The organism is Vibrio sp. MACH09 (assembly GCF_033238805.1).
GTDB lineage: Bacteria > Pseudomonadota > Gammaproteobacteria > Enterobacterales > Vibrionaceae > Vibrio.
Map to the genome: position 1 here is coordinate 1,699,002 of NZ_BSFZ01000002.1, position 16,110 is coordinate 1,715,111.

Genomic DNA, 16,110 nt, shown 5'->3' on the forward strand with positions numbered 1-16,110 from the left:
CCCTATTCACTCTTTACCGCACGTAAGCGTGCGTAATGTTGACGAATACGCGCTCGAAGTAAGCCGGATGGATCATCAGGAACTTTACGTAGCTCTTGCTCGATGGCTTGATCGATTTTCTCAGGTTGATCAGGGCTAGGCGCACTCATTGGACTTGAAGGCGATTCCGTTCCGTTACCTTTTAGTGCCTCAGACACTAGGTCTGACAGTAGATTGTTATCTGGCGGCGACGGTTCATTGTTGCGCTCATCTTTTTGATTTTTAGAGACACTGTGCTGAGGCGGTTGCTGGTGAGATTGCAACTCATCCGCTAGATTTGCCGACGACGGCTTTTTACTTTGCGGTTGTGCATCCGAAGAGGCTTCATCTTTAGGCTCTCCTGACTCCGATGAACCACGCTTCTGTTGCTGTGATGGCTGTTGTTCAGCGTTATCTGCCTGTTGCTTATCTTTTTCTGCTTTATTGCTAGATGATTGATCCTGTTTGTCTTTCTGCTGACTATCTTTTTGTTGGCTCTCTTTTTGTTGGCTCTCTTTTTGTTGTTGCTTTTGTTGTTGCTGCTTTTCCTGCTGTTGAATCAAGTCTTGAACCAAGTCTCGATTAAAACGGGCGTCTTCATTTTGTGGCTCTTGCTGCAGCAAGTGGTTATATGCCTCCAAAGCAGCCTGCAGATCCCCAGCTCGAGCCAACGAATTTGCCAAGTTGTACTCTTGGCCTAAATTGTTATATTCACTTACCGCTTTAGCGTACTCAGCAGACTTGTACAGCGAGGCTGCTTTCCACGCAGGGTCTTCAAATTGATCAGCAGCCTGTTGATACTGTTTTAAATTAAAGTTCTCTTGAGCGGCCTGATTTTTGCTCTTCCACAAACCCGATGAAACTGCGGTGCTCGTTTGTAATTGTGACAAGTCGTCGGCAGCCATAGCGCGATTTGGTAGAAATAACATACTCTGGCTGGTTATAAGCACTAGGAATAACCACCCCCTACGGAAAGCAAATGCGCAGAAAATGGTCGGTAAAACCAATAACCAATAGCCCATATCTACCCAGCTATCACTTTGAAATTGTTCAGCTTTAGATGAAGCGCTAAACGGGTTATTGCGACTACTAGGGAGAAGCTGTTTAAGATCCGAGTTGTCAGCGGTAAGCATGGCAAAACGTCCTCCCCCTGCTTTGGCTAATGAGCCAAGACGATCTGGATTAACCTGACTTATACTGGCATTGCCTTCTCTATCGACGATGGTTTGCCCGGATGCCGTTTGTACCTCTGCTCCCTGCTTCGTTCCCACAGCCAGTACAGAAACTGTATAGCCAGCACCTTTAGCCGCGTTTGCGGCTTCAATGGTCGCCGATGGTAACTGACCAATACTGTCTGTTAATATCAGAACGGTTCCTCTTGTCGCATTAGCACGACTTAATAACCCAGTCGCTTCATTGATAGCGAGATCCAAACGGTTTCCCAGCACAGGCATAAGCGAAGTCGATAACTCAGGGATCATTTGCTCAATCACTTTAGGGTCCGAAGTTAACGGTGCAGCAATAAAAGGCGTGTCAGAATAAATCACCAAACCATGTTCATCTCCTGTCGTTTGTTGCAGCATATCTTTTAATTTATGACTGGCACGACGAAGACGGCTTGGAGCAATGTCATCACTATTCATTGATTGAGCTAAGCTCAAAACAGCAACTATCGGTTCTCCACCTTGCCATGCTGGTTTCTGAGTTGACTCCCAACTTGGCCCTGCTATTGCTAATATCAAAAGGATCAAAGTGAGAAGAACAATCACTGGTGTCCAACGACTTGCTTTGCTCTCTTTCCCTTGAACAGAAAGATATTTCAGTAAGTGCGCATCCACATATTTTGTCCAATTGTCCTGTTTTGCAGCGACCTCCCCCTTAGCCAATATAAGGAAGCAAAGAACGGCTGGAATCAACGCCCATAACCATTCAGGACGCAACAAATGAACCTTGTCTAATAGGCTTTCCATTATCACTCCTCTATAAGTTATGCGCTGTCTGTCTGCAGTATCGAGCAATGTTGACGCTTCGATAGACGATCAGGAAAAACATTAAAATAAGCGCCATAGAAGCAGGCCAATAAAACAGTGCCACTTGCGGTCGGACAGGTATTAAATCGCCACTCACAGGTTCAAGCCTGTCGATCTGGTTATAGATAGTGGCTAAGCCTTGTATGTCCTTAGCGCGGAAATAGTGGCCTCCGGTAATAGCGGCGACCTCCTGAAGCGTCTCTTCATCTAGATCCTGTGCAGGATTTAAAGTTTGCATCCCAAAAGGCGTGTTTATCTGTTTGGCTTCTCCACCAATGCCGATGGTGTAGATCCGAATTCCCAATGAATGTGCAATCTCTGCGGCTTTTAGCGGCTCCAGAGTTCCTTCGTTATTGGCTCCATCCGTCATCAATACCAAAACACGTCCCTCTTTAGGTCTGTCCTTTAAACGCTTAATGGATACAGCGATAGCATCACCAATCGCTGTGCGCTGGCCTGTAAGCCCTACTTGAGCTTGATGTAAGAGATGAGCGACGACACTGCGGTCAAACGTTAATGGCGCCTGCAAATAAGCGCGATCAGAGAACAAAACTAGACCTAATCGGTCCCCCTCTCGACGTAATATAAAATCATTAGCGGCTTGTTTTATGACATCTAAGCGTGTAACCACCTGACCCGCAATCGAGAAATCTTTCTCATCCATTGAGCCAGATAAGTCTATTGCCACCATGATATCTCGCCCTTTAGCAGGCAATGGTATTTCAGGGCCGACCACAGCGGGTCGAGCTAGAGCGGTTACTAGTAATAACCAAATAATGGTGACAATCAAAACCACAAATGGCGATGTGAGCCGAGCGGGGCGCCCCACTCCTTCGCCTCGAATTAGGCTATTGAAAAATGGCACCTTCAACGCTCCGGCAGGACTAGATGGAGCAGGCTTTAACCATCGACGTAACAGTAACGGTAGGGGTAACAGAAAAAATGCCAGTGGCCATAGAAAGGTCATCATGCATGACCCCTTATCCACTTTTCAGCGGCATTAACGAGCGTCTTTGTGTCAGGTGAACAACCGTCGCGATGAGATAACGATTTATCACTTAAGCCCATACGATAGGGTGCTTGGCTGATGTATCGCGCAATATCTTCATCCATTCCGTTGTCACCTTCACTTAAGATGCGACACCACGCCTCATCAGTTTCGGCAGCATTTTCATAGCCTCTTAATCGAATCACCACGCGATGCAGTAGCACCGATATCTCTGTTGCCAGCGTTAGTTTTAACAATTCGGTTTCACCATAGCGAATTGCCAGCTCATTCAGCCTAACCAGTGCGACAAACTTAAGTGAACGCCGCTTATAGAACAGGTAGATAATACCTAGCATGGCAAAGCAGAGCACAACGCCAAGAAGAGCCCACCAGCCAAGCGCCAAAGGCCACCAAGAAATTGGATCGGGAAGATGTATGTCGCGCAGCTTATCCAGTTGAGCATAGAGCTCGGGAGAGAGTTGTTGACTCATATCGCTCTCCTACTATTTTTTCGGTACTTGGTGGCAAAAAGAACGCTAGGGTCATCAATGGTCGACATGCGTTGCAGCACCATCCTATACTGGCGACATAAGCCTTCTAGCTTAGATAATCGCTGGCTAAACAATAGACGGTACTCTTGCTCCGAGTGCGGGCTAAGTGCAGAGAGTGATAAAACAGATTGACCATCGGATAGGCGTCCACCACTTAAGGGTAATCTCGCATCAAACGGGTCTTCAATGTGGATCAGAGTCACTTGATTACGAGCGCTGATTTTTTTTAGCTCTCCCTCGCATTTGTCATCTAGATCACTGAAATCACTGATGATAAAGACGAGTCCACCTGATCGAGCATGATGACGTAGTCGTCGTATCGACATCGCGAGAGAGCTCTCTTGATTAACCTCTTGTGCCAATCGCGTGTTCTGAGAAATATTGTCTAACAGACGCAACAGTGAGCGACGAGTACGAGAGGCTCTAAAGTCACTACAGCCTTGTTTATGGCAGATTAGTCCACCGACCCGATCACCACCGTCGTGAGCGATCCATGCCACCTTTGCCGCAATCTCTGCAGCCAAATGCGACTTGAAGCGATTTCGGCTTCCAAAATGCATCATGCTTCTTAAATCTAACAATATGTGAACTGGCCTTTCTCGTTCTTCTTGATATAACTTGGTGTGCGTCTGACCTGTCCGCGCTGTTACTCGCCAATCAATATTCTTAACATCATCTCCAGCTTGATAAACACGAGACTCAGCAAACTCCATTCCTAATCCAATAAAATGCGAACGGTTACTACCCCACTGATGCGTATTCACTTTTCCTGAAGGGGCAAAACCTGATGCATGCTTTTCAGGACGAACTCGAAATAGTTCTGTTTGACTGATTTCAATTCCATTCACCGTAGCTAAGGATTTCGTCATAACGATTTCTCCTTTAGCTTGCAGGTACTCGGTTTAACAGTGCGCTAATAAATTCATCAGCACTATAACCGTCAGCTTCGGCTTCGTAGCTTAGGATAATGCGATGACGAAGAACATCATGGGCGATAGACTGAACATCAAATGGAGTGACAAACTCTGAACCCCGCATCCAAGCATGAACCCGTGCACAGCGATCAAGAGCAATAGTACTTCGGGGGCTCGCACCGTAGCTCACCAACCCGTTGAGATCATCGCCGTACAAAGATGGATTTCGTGTTGCTTGTATTAATTGGATGATATAGCTGATCAGCGCTTCAGAGCAGTGTGTCTGTAACGCCGTCTGTCTTGCCGAGAGAATGGATTTCGCTGTAATCATTTGTTGCGGAAGTCTCTTGATACCCTGCGCTTCTCCATGAACAATTCGCAGTATCTCTCTCTCAGCTTCTGCATTCGGGTAATCAATATTGACGTGTAATAGAAATCGGTCGAGTTGAGCTTCGGGCAATGGATATGTCCCTTCTTGTTCAATCGGGTTTTGAGTCGCCAACACCATAAACAGCTCGGGCAGTGCATGAGTTTTTCCAGCGACCGTTATCTGCCTTTCAGCCATAGCTTCTAACAATGCCGCTTGTACTTTGGCGGGCGCACGATTGATTTCATCTGCCAAGATTAAGTTATGAAACAGCGGTCCACGCTGGAAGGTAAAACTTGCCAGTTCTGAACAATAAATCTCCGTCCCGGTCAAATCACTTGGAAGTAAATCCGGCGTAAACTGAACCCTTCTAGCGTCACAATCAATCACCTGAGCTAACGCGTTAACAGCCTTCGTTTTAGCAAGGCCTGGGGCACCTTCTAACAAAATATGGCCATCAGCAAATAGTGCCAACAATATACGGTCTACAAACGTCTCCTGACCAATAATCTGGTTGTTCATATAGTGACGCAAATAGTCGACCAAGTTATCTTCTGTTAGTTGCAGCTCTTGCACAGATTCGTTCATTGCTAGGTTGAGGTTCTGATGATTCATAACATAGATTCCCGTTGAAGAAGTTTAACTTAGGGAGCAGCCTGCCTCTGCTCCCTATAAATAGGCGTTACTTAATATCTTTCAGAGCGTAACCCTGTTTTGGAACGTCTTCAACATTCAGATCTTCAATCGCTATTGAAACTTCAATTGCCTTTAGATTCATATTTGCTTCGTAGAAATGGCCGGCTTTAATATTCTTTGTTGCGTTTTCCAGATTTGAAATCGTTTTTAGAACTGGAAGGAGAACATAGTGAATATCAAGATCGACTCCCGATTCCTTCATCAAGACAACCGCTTCATCTACTTGTCCTTGCTGCGCCATTGCACCGGCTTTGTTGATAACAAGCTCTAACTCTTGAGTGGGTTTAAAACCTTCAGCTAAGGTAATTGAGCGATCCAAAGGAATCACATAATCACCGGCGGCATCCACTTTAAGCGCGTAACCAAGAATAGCTTGATCCAGTACTTCTCTTGATTTTTTCACCAGCTCAAGTGCCGCATCTGTTTGGCCATCAAACAGTGCAAAACGTGCATTACGAACATCAGAAATGACCGCTTTAGCATGACCAGAAATATTGATTGTTTTCGCGACAACGATTTCTTTTCCAGAATCAGTAGCAGCATAAGCAGTGGTGACTAGGGGAGCACCAGCCATTAGCGTGGCAAGTGTTAACATGGCGATCTTAGATGGTTTTAACATAGTTATCTCCTGAGAGGTTATTGCATACTTTTGTTAAAACAGAAGATAACGGATGAACATTAAGTCAGCTTCAAGCTAACTTTAAATATATTTAATACCGATAAAGTTCATTGCTTTATCAAGTTTCATCTCGTCTGACTAGGTATTAAGTCTCATGATTTTCAGCTAGAGCTGAGGCGCGATTCAAAAAGATAAATGCCCGCACAATGGCGGGCATTTATCTTTATTGATCGGGTTGGAGGGGAAAATGAATAATAACCCGCAAACCGGGGTGACTATTCTCTAATGAAAGAGATGCTTTATGGTAACGAGCAATGGCGGCGATTAACGTCAGCCCCAACCCGTTACCAGATTCTGTTCTGGCTTTGTCGACTCGATAAAATGGCTTGAGTATGTTGTCAATACTCTGTTCCGACACCCCTGGGCCATCATCCTTAACAATCATGTCCAGCCCAGTATCATCTAACACTGTCGTTATCATCACCTTTGTTCCATCAGGACAATGTGCTTGTATATTTTTCAACAGATTAACCAATAGCTGCTCTAACATACCAGCATCGCCATACACCTTTTGCGGTTTTACACCATCGTCAGGCTTTGTCACAATGATCTGATTATCTATTTCACCATATACAGGTTCATAGAGTTCGGTGATTTTATCGATGACTGACCAGATATCGACCCATTGAAAATGAGAACGGTCAAGATGGGCATTGATTCGGGAGATACGTAATATAGTATCAAAGGTGGTATTGATGGCTTCAACATCGTTGATCGCTTTCTTGATAACCGGTGTCGGACACTCTCCTTTTTCACTTTGCTCCTGAGCTTCATACAAGCTGAACAAAGTATGAGCAAGAGGCGTTTTTAGATCATGCGCCACCGCTGATGCCGTGCTCTTAATCCCGGTTATTAGCTCTGACAAGGTATCCAAATTGAGATTAATCTTCTCTCCAAGTTGGTCAAGCTGATCTGGCCGAGCTGTCGGTGAACGCTGAACACGTACATTAGATTCTCCATCGGCAACCTTTTTGAGCACGTTATCCATATGACGAATTTTTCTTGCTGAAGATGCACTAGAAATCGCGCCTAGAATCAGCGTGCTTAGCGAAATAACCAGTGCCGCTATAAGTAACCACACAATCAAACTACGTTGAACCGCGACGATTAACGTGTCAGAGCGGCCAACAATCAGTGTATACCCTTTCAGATGGATGACTTTGCTGTGATATTGGTTCTGTTCCTCATCCAAACTAGGGCTAATCAAAGTAAGCACTGTTTTTTTCCAACCAACAAAATCAGGGGCGATGGAGACATTCCCCGCAATCGCTTTACCATCGGCATTAAACACACCAACAATATGCTCTTTCGGTATAAAGGTATTTGATAAACCGGCCAAGGCTTCTGTCATACCTTTAGAACCATCCTCTTTTAATATGTCGCCGAGTAATGATATTTCCTCTTCCGCCTGTGTGCGCAACTCATAAATCATGGCTTGAGTAACGGCATTGTAAATAAACACACAAATCAGAGACATAACCAGTAACGTCAAGCTACTGATCTTGAGGGACAACCGAAATGCTGAGCCGGGAATAATATCAACGAGGCGCACGAATCACATACCCCATATTTCTAACTGTATGAATTAACTGATCATCAAATGGTTTATCAATCTTCTGTCTTAGCTTACTCATATGAGTTTCTACCACCGATGTTCCGGGATCAAAATTAAGCTCCCATACACGTTCAAGAATCATCGTTCGACTCACTACTCGTTCTTTATTTTCCATAAGATACTCGAGTAACGTGAACTCCTTATTGAGAAGTTCAATCACCATCCCTTTACGGCTTGCTCGTCTGGTAAGTAGATCCAGTTTCAAGTCGTGAACATGCAGTTCTGTGCTGGCTATTCTGTCTTTTGGCCTTCGGGAAAGTACTGTGATACGGGCTAGCAGTTCAGAAAAGTGAAAAGGCTTCACCATGTAGTCATCGCCGCCGGAAAGTAACCCTTCAACTTTATCATCCACATCCGACAATGCGGTAAGAAACAGCACCGGAAGCTGACTGTTCGATGATCTCAACGCCTTAACTAAAGAAAGTCCATCCATACCTGGCATCATGCGATCGGCAATCAACAAGTCATACTGATTGTACAAGCAGTGACTGAGCGCCTCTCTGCCATCGGTCACCCAATCAACAACATGACCATGTTCAGTTAGCCCTTTAAGAATATAACTTGCGGTTGTTTCGTCATCTTCTGCAAGTAAAATCTTCATTACTATCCCCAATGTATTTCTGCTGTGGCATACGCTAAGACAATTTTAACAAAGTTACCATTAATTATTTTTAAGCTTATCGCTAATCAACCACTTACCTCTGCTAAACAACCATTAATCTTACAACAACAATGGGATTGTTTTGAGCCAAATTTTGCCTAAATTGGGGTTATTTAACATAGGCTAAAGTAGCTTCAAGCATTCCTACAGGACATATCAAAGCCGACCTTTATAACTAATGGCAAGCATAATGATTATTAATAGATAAAAATATCAATTAATTTTAACAAATACTTTACATGCACCCCTTTCTGCACCTACAGTTACATATGCAACTGATGACTATACATCAGATAACTTATTAAAATTTATATAAACGTCAGGACGGAAACATGTCTAAAAGAAATCGAGCTATTATCGATCAGGAAGTAACATTCGCCGAAAATGAAGAACTCGTCTCCACCACAGATAAAAGAGGCGTTATAACCTATGCCAATGAAGAGTTCTGCCGAATTTCAGGCTACAGCTTGCAAGAACTAGTAGGAAAAAACCACAACCTAATTCGTCACCCTGATATGCCTAAAGCCGCCTTTAAAGATTTATGGGAACACATAGGCGAAGGTCAAGCGTGGCGGGGCGCAGTAAAAAACCGATGCAAAGATGGTCGATATTATTGGGTAGATGCTTTTGTCACCCCCATTTATGAGAACGCTCAGCTGATCGGTTTTCAATCCGTGCGTCGTGTTCTTGCTCCTGAGATCAGACGCCGTGCTGAGAAGCTATACGCTGTGGCCGATAAAGGAAAACGCCTCACCGCCAAAATCCGCTTTACCACAAAACAACGAATCCTTCTGTTACTGCTATTAACTATTGGCTCAGTTAGTGCAGGAATATACCTTTCACCTTTTTATACTCTGCTTATTCCGTTTGCCACTTTTGCTGTTATGTATCACGAGCTCTTTGTTCGTCAAAAATTTTATGACGACCTTAAATATACCTATGACAGTATTTCAAGACTGGTTTTTTGTAACGATAAGAGTAACTACGCTGAGTACCATATAAAAATGCAGCAGGGACGAGTGCAAACTATTCTTGGACGAACAATGGATAGCAGTAACGTTTTACTCAATTCCGTTCACTCTCTTGAAGATGCTTCGGCTCACGCCCATGAAAATGTCGAGAAAGAGTCCCTTGAACTGGAGAAAGTCGTCTCAGCAATGGAAGAGATGGTGACAACCATTAACGAAGTCGCTCGCAACAGCTCGGCGACTCTTGAACAAGTCCATCAGGCCAACGAAACCTGTAGTCACGCTACGTCTTATATGGACAAAACCCAGCAAGAAGTCACTAATTTGGCAAAAGAAGTGGAATCTTCTTTCGTTTCTACCGAAGATCTTTCAGCAAAAATAACCAGCATTTCAAGTTTGATGGCAGAGATTCAGAGTATTGCCGAGCAGACTAATCTATTGGCGTTAAATGCCGCAATTGAGTCCGCCAGAGCAGGAGAACAAGGACGAGGGTTTGCGGTTGTGGCCGATGAAGTACGGGCACTGAGCCAACGAACTCACCGTACCACTCAAAATATTCAAGCCTCAATGGATAGTGTCATGTCATCTATCTCAACCCTTACTTCGACCATGAAAAATGGACAAGATGTCGCGAAAGTGTGCTTAGACAACACCACCAGCACACAACAAACCATCAATGAGCTAAACGGTGTCATGCAATCAATAGAGGATGCCGCGGCGCAGATCTCCACCGCAGCAGAAGAGCAGACCGCCGTTGCTCAAGATGTAAACCAAAATATAGTTGAGATACGCAACGCGTCTCAAAGTAACCTTAAAGATGTCGACGAAGTGGCGTCATTAGCGCACAACATTGAAAACAAGGCACAGCAATTAGCATCACTTGGACTTTCATTTAAACAGTAGGCTCATTTACAGAGCAAAAAATGAAGACCCAGTTACTCTAGAAATTAACTGGGTCTTTTGCAAGACGATAACCCCCCCACTTTCGCAACCCCTCGTAGAGAGCGAATGAGATGGCGAGATTGGTGCAACATTCACCAATGTCAGTGCCAAACCTCAAATTTCTGCCACCGAAACCGATTAAGTGGCCTATTTTTCTTTTTCCTTATCCAATACCGTACTAAAGTAGTGGCAAGAATCATCAGCGAGTCTTCAACTATGAGCTTAGAACAAACATTTCGTAACATTGCCACCGACCCTCACCTATCTCCAAAACAGAAGAGTAACTACTTATCGTTGGAGGCAGATGCGGCTATCCCTTATCCATCAATTTCAGATGAGCTAAAACAAGCAATGGAGCAAGGGGTAATCTGTGACATTTTTGAAGGGCACGCACCATTCAAACCAAGATATGTTCTGCCGGATTACGCTAAGTTTCTTAAACAAGGGTCTAAATACCTTGAACTAGAACCTGCGACTAACCTAGATGAAGCCATCAATGCGCTGACCATTTTGTATCATCATGTACCATCAGTAACCAACATCCCTGTCTATATTGGCCAGTTAGATGAAGTACTGCTTCCTTATGTAAAAGATGTTGATGAAGAAACTCTATATCAGAAGCTTAAACTGTTTTGGATCATGCTTGATAGAACGCTTCCAGATGCCTTTATGCATGCCAATATTGGTCCGAAAGACAATATCGTATGCCGCACAATTTTAAAGGTGGACGCAGAGTTAAAACAGATCGCTCCAAATCTGACTTTTATGCACGACCCGCAACAAACGCCAGATGACTTATTGCAACTAGCCGCGAACTGCATTTGTGAGTGCAGCAAGCCACATATTGCCAACTATCCAATTCATGCTCAAACCTATGACGATACAGGTTTTGCTATTGTTAGTTGCTACAACTCTTTACCACTCGCTGGCGGCGCCAACACCTTAGTACGACTCAACTTGAAGGAAGTGGCAAACCGCACCGACAATACGCAGCACTTCATGAGTGAAACCTTGCCTCATTACTGCCAATTAATGTTTGAACTTATTGAGGCTAGAACATCATTTTTACACGGTGATTCTCACTTCTTTAACAGCTTCTTAGTAGAAGAAGAACTGATCTATGAAGATCGCTTCGCGCCGATGTTTGGTATTTACGGCATGGCGGAAACTGTCAATATTTTACATCAGAAATCAAATAAAGAAGGCCGATACGGCGTAGATTCTGAAGCGAACCAGTTAGGTCACTCAATCTCAGCCAAACTGGATTCAATAGTTAAAAATACCCCGGTAAGTTACGGCTGGCATGGCCGAGCTCTATTGCACGCCCAAGGCGGAATTAGCTTAGATAAAGAGGTGACTCCCGGTGTCCGTATTCCATACGGAGATGAACCCGATCCAGTTAGCCATATTCAGGCGCTAGCGGCTCATCACCAGTATTACTCATCCGGTATTAGTGACATTCTTACTATAGATGAAACGGTAAAAGACAACCCACAAGCGATGTTCCAACTTGCCAAAGGCGCTCTTTCAATCGGCTTCAGAGAGTTCACCGCTAACGTGGCATCCAACGACCTAGTTCGCGTGACTGGGTATATGATCAAACTGTCAGATATCGCCAAATTCTCACAGCAAGGTTCAAGAACCAATACCACTGGACTCGGAGCCGAAGCGGCTGAAAACACCAATATCCTTAATCGCAAACCGCGTGTCGTAAGTCATGAGCAAGATCCAAGCTACAGTCAGTAAAATTCTGACTTTCTCTTGCGTTGATGGGCCTGGAAACAGGCTCGTTATCTTTCTGCAAGGCTGCAATTTCAATTGCTTAAACTGTCACAATCCACACACGATTAATCTCTGCGATCATTGCGCCGAGTGTGTGGCAGTTTGCCCAGAAAAGGCGCTGTCGATGCATGGACAGCAAGTACACTGGCAGGCCTCACTGTGTACCGAATGCGACGCGTGTATCGAAGTATGTCCTCGCAACTCAACACCAAAAACCAAGCAGTACTCTGTTGATGAGATGATGGCGCTTATCCGTACACACAGCCCATTTTTATCTGGTATCACCGTCACTGGCGGCGAAGCCACCCTTCAGCTTCCCTTCATTGTGGCGCTGTTTACTGCACTCAAGCAAGACGCCTCAACCCAACATTTAACTTGCATGGTGGACAGCAATGGTTCTCTTAGCCGTCATGGCTGGCAAAAACTGCTTCCAGTAATCGACGGCGCAATGATTGATCTTAAAGCGTGGCAAAAAGAGACACATTTACGACTGACCAATCGCGAAAATAGCAAAGTGATTCAAACCATTCAGTTATTAGAACAGAACCACAAACTGTACGAAGTGAGATTACTGCTTATCCCAAACCAAACCGATCTGCAGACCGAAGTCGATGCCCTAGCTCAGTTTCTTACAAAACGAGGAGCTGATGTAAGAATAAAAATTAACGCTTTTCAACAACACGGCGTAACAGGAGAAGCTGAGCAGTGGCCGTCATGCAGTGAAGAAAGCGTTAAACAGTTCGCTGCGCAGCTTGAACAACGCGGCGTCAATAACCTTATTCTTCCAAGCGTTTATTTGTAATTCCATATATCTGATGGACTGACTAGTGAGTTCTAGACCTAAATACATATTGCCGCAACGAGAACACTTAATAGCTAAAAATAAAATTAACCGCAAAAAAAGAGGTCCATTATATGGACCTCTTTTACCGCTAAGTTTTGCTAGCTGGATGTATTATTTTAGGTAGCTCGATTTATTCGCTGAATCAACTTCCTCTAAGAAAAGATCCATCAACTCTACGCCTTTTTCACCTAAGGATTCTTTAATAAGCACTTTAACTTTTGGTTGAGTTGCTTCACGCATTTTCTCACGCTCTGCTGGAGATAGTGCATTCACCTTCATAACTTTTTTAAGTCCTGTAAGACCTCGGTCAGACGATGCTTCAATTAGTCGTGACAAACCTCGGTTGGCACTTAACGCAATTTGTGTCGCATCATGAATGATTTTCTTTTCTTCTTCAGTAAAGCTGTTATATAGATTTTCATTCATCATAAACGTATATGGTGCAAATAGATGGTTTGTCAGTGTTAGATACCCCTGCACTTCATTAAACTTAGCAAACGATACGGTTGGAACCGGGTTCATCTGTCCATCAATAACACCCGTTTGCAACGCTGAATATACTTCACCCCAAGCCAATGGATACGCTTCCGCTCCAAGAGATTTCACAATAGTTTGGTGAGTAGGAAGCGTCATAGTACGGATACGCAAGCCATCTAAATCTTCCAAAGTATTAATCGGACGTTTAGAGTTTGTTACCGAGAAAAAACCACCTGTATCAGGGAAAGCCAGTACTTTTACATCCCCTAGCTCATCTTCAATATCCTTCGCTAGCACTTTACCAAACTTGCCATCCAACACATTGTATGTAGATGCATTACTATCAAATGCAAATGGAATATCTAACACTCCAATTCTAGGATAGTAACCTGCTAACGCCCCTACTGAAGACAACGTTGCTTGCAATTGACCGTCGCGTACCATCTGGATATGCTCTTTTGACGATCCTAACTGGTTGCTAGGGTATACCTGTACTTTTATTTCGCCATTTGACGCAGTTTCTACAATATTTTTAAAAACACCAACAAAAGCATGGGCTGGGTTTTCCATCATATCGGCTTTGTTATCGTGTCCAAATCGAATTAGCTTTTCAGCAAATACTGAACTCGACATTGAGCAGGAAAGTATTACTGTTGCTAAAACTGTTTTCGTAATATTCTTCATTGGATAAATCTCCATTTCTTTCAATATGTGTAAGGTACTAACAAGTTTATTGTGATAATTAAATATCTTTATTTAATAACCTAGCAATCTAGGAATAAATAACGCCACATCTGGTGAATAAGCAATAAAGAATAGTAAAGCTAGTTCCCCAATTAAAAATGGCATTAAGTCTTTGGCAATTTCTTCTAATTTCGTTCCTGTTACAGAAGACAATACAAATAAGCAAGCTCCTATCGGTGGAGTCATCAGTGATATATTTAATGACAAAACAAATACGATACCAGCATGCAGTGGGTCCATACCTATTTCTTGTGTTAATGGAACCAATATTGGAGCTAGAATAATTAACATCACATTGATGTCCATAATCATTCCAACGGTTAACAAGAGCATCATAATAAGTAATAAAATGATATCTGGATTACTTGATAGCCCAATAAATACATCCGCAATTTGCTGTGGTATTTGGTTAAAACTCAACCACCAACCTAATATAGAAGCAGAGCCAATAATTAAGTAAATAACTGCTGATATTTGTGCCGTTCTTATCATCATTGAGAACAGCGCTTTAGCCGTCAGGTTACGATATATAACCGAACCAACAAATAGAGAATAAGCAACCGCAATTGACGCCGCTTCTGTTGGTGTCACGATACCAAAAACAATGCCACCTAATATGATAAGAGGCATAAGTAACGCAAGAATAGAGCCTCTAAAATGCGACAACACCACAGCAAGAGAAGCACGTTGAGCCATCTTTGGTAGATTTTTGCTCTTTCCTGTTACACCAATTATCGCCATACAAACTGCACAAACTAACAGCCCCGGCAGGATACCTGTCGCAAATAGACCACCAATAGAGACGCCCATTAACGACCCATATACAACCATTAAACCAGATGGCGGAATTGTTGGCCCAATAATGGAACCTGCAGCGGTTACAGCACAAGCATAAGAACGTGTATAGCCTTGTTTTTCCATTGCAGGAACCAAGGTACGACCGAAAGCAGCAGCATCCGCCGTTGCTGAGCCAGTAATGCCTGAAAAGAACACCGAAGCCAACATGTTTGAATGTGCTAAGCCACCACGAAAATGTCCAACTAATGACTCTGCTAATAGAACAAGTCGGCTGGTTATTCCCGTTTGGTTCATTATTTCACCCGCGAGGATGAAAAATGGCATGGCTAAAAATGGGAAAATGTTTAAGCCGTTAAATATTTTACTTGGTGCAAGCGAAGCGAAATGCATTCCACCTACATCAAACATACCTGTTAAGCCTGCCACACCAAGAGATAAGGCTACAGGTGCGCCCAATAACAAAAGGATAAGAAAAATTGCACCAACTAACATAGGTCACCTCCTGTTACGTCGTTGTTCTCAGCGCTGAAAACATCAATGGCATCTTGAATCAATACAATCAACGCTTGAAAAGCACTAAGCGAAAAAGTAATAGGTATCGCTGCATACGCATACGACATCGGTAATGAAAACACCGTAGAAAGCTGGTTCGCACCTTTAGACACGTAAGCTATTCCTGCATAAGAGACGTATGAGAAAAACAGGACTAATAAACACCCCATCATCACTTTTAAAAATTGCTGTACTTTGATTGGCAATCTTTTGGTAATAAACTCTAATCCCATATGTTCGCGGCCAAAAGTACAACATGGAACCGCTAGCAAAATACCCCAAATCATTATGTAGCGTGCTAGCTCTTCTACCCAAGATAACTGCCAGTGAAATATATATCTGTCTGCCACGCCCACCCAAACATCTAATATTAACAATGCCATTAAAATACCAACGGCATATTGATTAATTTTATTAACCAGTGCGCCAAAAGCATTAAGTTTATTTCTAATGGTACCCATAGGTTACCCTCTAATTACTCACT

The 16,110-nt window shown here is 43.5% G+C and carries 14 protein-coding genes; 3 read left to right on the forward strand and 11 right to left on the reverse strand.

Translation table 11 applies throughout. The annotated features are described in order from the left end of the window. Positions 1–2: 2 nt before the first annotated feature. From CHJ_RS22880 to CHJ_RS22915, 8 genes are all read right to left on the reverse strand, one after another. Positions 3–1,988, reverse strand: coding sequence for a VWA domain-containing protein (locus tag CHJ_RS22880; RefSeq protein WP_317919159.1), 1,986 nt, complete (start codon positions 1,986–1,988; stop codon positions 3–5). Between the two features lie 10 nt (positions 1,989–1,998). Then, complete coding sequence (locus CHJ_RS22885; RefSeq protein WP_317919160.1) at positions 1,999–3,018, reverse strand: vWA domain-containing protein; 1,020 nt, start codon at positions 3,016–3,018, stop codon at positions 1,999–2,001. Next, positions 3,015–3,527 (reverse strand): DUF4381 domain-containing protein, encoded by a 513-nt coding sequence (locus tag CHJ_RS22890; protein WP_317919161.1) that lies wholly within the window; start codon positions 3,525–3,527, stop codon positions 3,015–3,017. Before CHJ_RS22890 ends, CHJ_RS22885 begins: the two co-directional genes overlap by 4 nt. Then, positions 3,524–4,456: a DUF58 domain-containing protein gene (locus CHJ_RS22895; protein ID WP_317919162.1), complete on the reverse strand. Its 933-nt coding sequence runs from the start codon at positions 4,454–4,456 to the stop codon at positions 3,524–3,526. The genes CHJ_RS22890 and CHJ_RS22895 overlap by 4 nt, the downstream gene beginning before the upstream one ends. 13 nt (positions 4,457–4,469) lie before the next feature. Next, positions 4,470–5,456: a MoxR family ATPase gene (locus CHJ_RS22900; protein ID WP_317919236.1), complete on the reverse strand. Its 987-nt coding sequence runs from the start codon at positions 5,454–5,456 to the stop codon at positions 4,470–4,472. Between the two features lie 94 nt (positions 5,457–5,550). Then, positions 5,551–6,183 carry a YfdX family protein gene (locus CHJ_RS22905; protein WP_317919163.1) on the reverse strand — a complete coding sequence of 211 codons (633 nt, stop codon included), beginning with the start codon at positions 6,181–6,183 and terminating at the stop codon, positions 5,551–5,553. Between the two features lie 223 nt (positions 6,184–6,406). After that, positions 6,407–7,795: a sensor histidine kinase gene (locus tag CHJ_RS22910; RefSeq protein ID WP_317919164.1), complete on the reverse strand. Its 1,389-nt coding sequence runs from the start codon at positions 7,793–7,795 to the stop codon at positions 6,407–6,409. Continuing rightward, positions 7,782–8,459, reverse strand: a complete 678-nt coding sequence (locus CHJ_RS22915) for a response regulator transcription factor (RefSeq protein WP_171753864.1) — start codon at positions 8,457–8,459, stop codon at positions 7,782–7,784. Before CHJ_RS22915 ends, CHJ_RS22910 begins: the two co-directional genes overlap by 14 nt. 392 nt (positions 8,460–8,851) lie before the next feature. Here CHJ_RS22915 and CHJ_RS22920 point away from each other — a divergent pair, with 392 nt between their 5' ends. The 3 genes from CHJ_RS22920 (at position 8,852) to CHJ_RS22930 (ending at position 13,013) form a co-directional block, all read left to right on the forward strand. Next, positions 8,852–10,390: a methyl-accepting chemotaxis protein gene (locus CHJ_RS22920; RefSeq protein WP_171753863.1), complete on the forward strand. Its 1,539-nt coding sequence runs from the start codon at positions 8,852–8,854 to the stop codon at positions 10,388–10,390. A 255-nt stretch (positions 10,391–10,645) separates the two neighbouring features. Further along, positions 10,646–12,175 carry a YjjI family glycine radical enzyme gene (locus CHJ_RS22925; RefSeq protein WP_317919237.1) on the forward strand — a complete coding sequence of 510 codons (1,530 nt, stop codon included), beginning with the start codon at positions 10,646–10,648 and terminating at the stop codon, positions 12,173–12,175. Further along, on the forward strand, positions 12,147–13,013 hold the full coding sequence (locus CHJ_RS22930) for a YjjW family glycine radical enzyme activase (RefSeq protein WP_317919165.1): 867 nt from the start codon (positions 12,147–12,149) through the stop codon (positions 13,011–13,013). The genes CHJ_RS22925 and CHJ_RS22930 overlap by 29 nt, the downstream gene beginning before the upstream one ends. Positions 13,014–13,166: 153 nt before the next feature. Here CHJ_RS22930 and CHJ_RS22935 read toward each other — a convergent pair whose 3' ends face one another. The 3 genes from CHJ_RS22935 to CHJ_RS22945 all read right to left on the reverse strand — a co-directional run bounded on the left by CHJ_RS22935 (position 13,167) and on the right by CHJ_RS22945 (position 16,087). Continuing rightward, a complete protein-coding gene (locus CHJ_RS22935) occupies positions 13,167–14,216 on the reverse strand; it encodes a DctP family TRAP transporter solute-binding subunit (RefSeq protein WP_317919166.1) in 1,050 nt (349 codons plus the stop codon). A gap of 72 nt (positions 14,217–14,288) precedes the next feature. Further along, positions 14,289–15,566, reverse strand: coding sequence for a TRAP transporter large permease (locus tag CHJ_RS22940; RefSeq protein ID WP_317919167.1), 1,278 nt, complete (start codon positions 15,564–15,566; stop codon positions 14,289–14,291). After that, positions 15,560–16,087, reverse strand: coding sequence for a TRAP transporter small permease (locus CHJ_RS22945; protein WP_317919168.1), 528 nt, complete (start codon positions 16,085–16,087; stop codon positions 15,560–15,562). Before CHJ_RS22945 ends, CHJ_RS22940 begins: the two co-directional genes overlap by 7 nt. Positions 16,088–16,110: the final 23 nt, after the last annotated feature.

Bases quoted from the DNA above. Each gene is read 5' to 3' on its own strand.
- CHJ_RS22915 (WP_171753864.1), bottom strand. From the start codon at position 8,459: ATGAAGATTTTACTTGCAGAAGATGACGAAACAACCGCAAGTTATATT.
- CHJ_RS22930 (WP_317919165.1), top strand. From the start codon at position 12,147: ATGAGCAAGATCCAAGCTACAGTCAGTAAAATTCTGACTTTCTCTTGC.
- CHJ_RS22880 (WP_317919159.1), bottom strand. From the start codon at position 1,988: ATGGAAAGCCTATTAGACAAGGTTCATTTGTTGCGTCCTGAATGGTTA.
- CHJ_RS22920 (WP_171753863.1), top strand. From the start codon at position 8,852: ATGTCTAAAAGAAATCGAGCTATTATCGATCAGGAAGTAACATTCGCC.
- CHJ_RS22905 (WP_317919163.1), bottom strand. From the start codon at position 6,183: ATGTTAAAACCATCTAAGATCGCCATGTTAACACTTGCCACGCTAATG.
- CHJ_RS22940 (WP_317919167.1), bottom strand. From the start codon at position 15,566: ATGTTAGTTGGTGCAATTTTTCTTATCCTTTTGTTATTGGGCGCACCT.
- CHJ_RS22945 (WP_317919168.1), bottom strand. From the start codon at position 16,087: ATGGGTACCATTAGAAATAAACTTAATGCTTTTGGCGCACTGGTTAAT.
- CHJ_RS22935 (WP_317919166.1), bottom strand. From the start codon at position 14,216: ATGAAGAATATTACGAAAACAGTTTTAGCAACAGTAATACTTTCCTGC.
- CHJ_RS22900 (WP_317919236.1), bottom strand. From the start codon at position 5,456: ATGAACGAATCTGTGCAAGAGCTGCAACTAACAGAAGATAACTTGGTC.
- CHJ_RS22885 (WP_317919160.1), bottom strand. From the start codon at position 3,018: ATGATGACCTTTCTATGGCCACTGGCATTTTTTCTGTTACCCCTACCG.
- CHJ_RS22925 (WP_317919237.1), top strand. From the start codon at position 10,646: ATGAGCTTAGAACAAACATTTCGTAACATTGCCACCGACCCTCACCTA.
- CHJ_RS22895 (WP_317919162.1), bottom strand. From the start codon at position 4,456: ATGACGAAATCCTTAGCTACGGTGAATGGAATTGAAATCAGTCAAACA.
- CHJ_RS22890 (WP_317919161.1), bottom strand. From the start codon at position 3,527: ATGAGTCAACAACTCTCTCCCGAGCTCTATGCTCAACTGGATAAGCTG.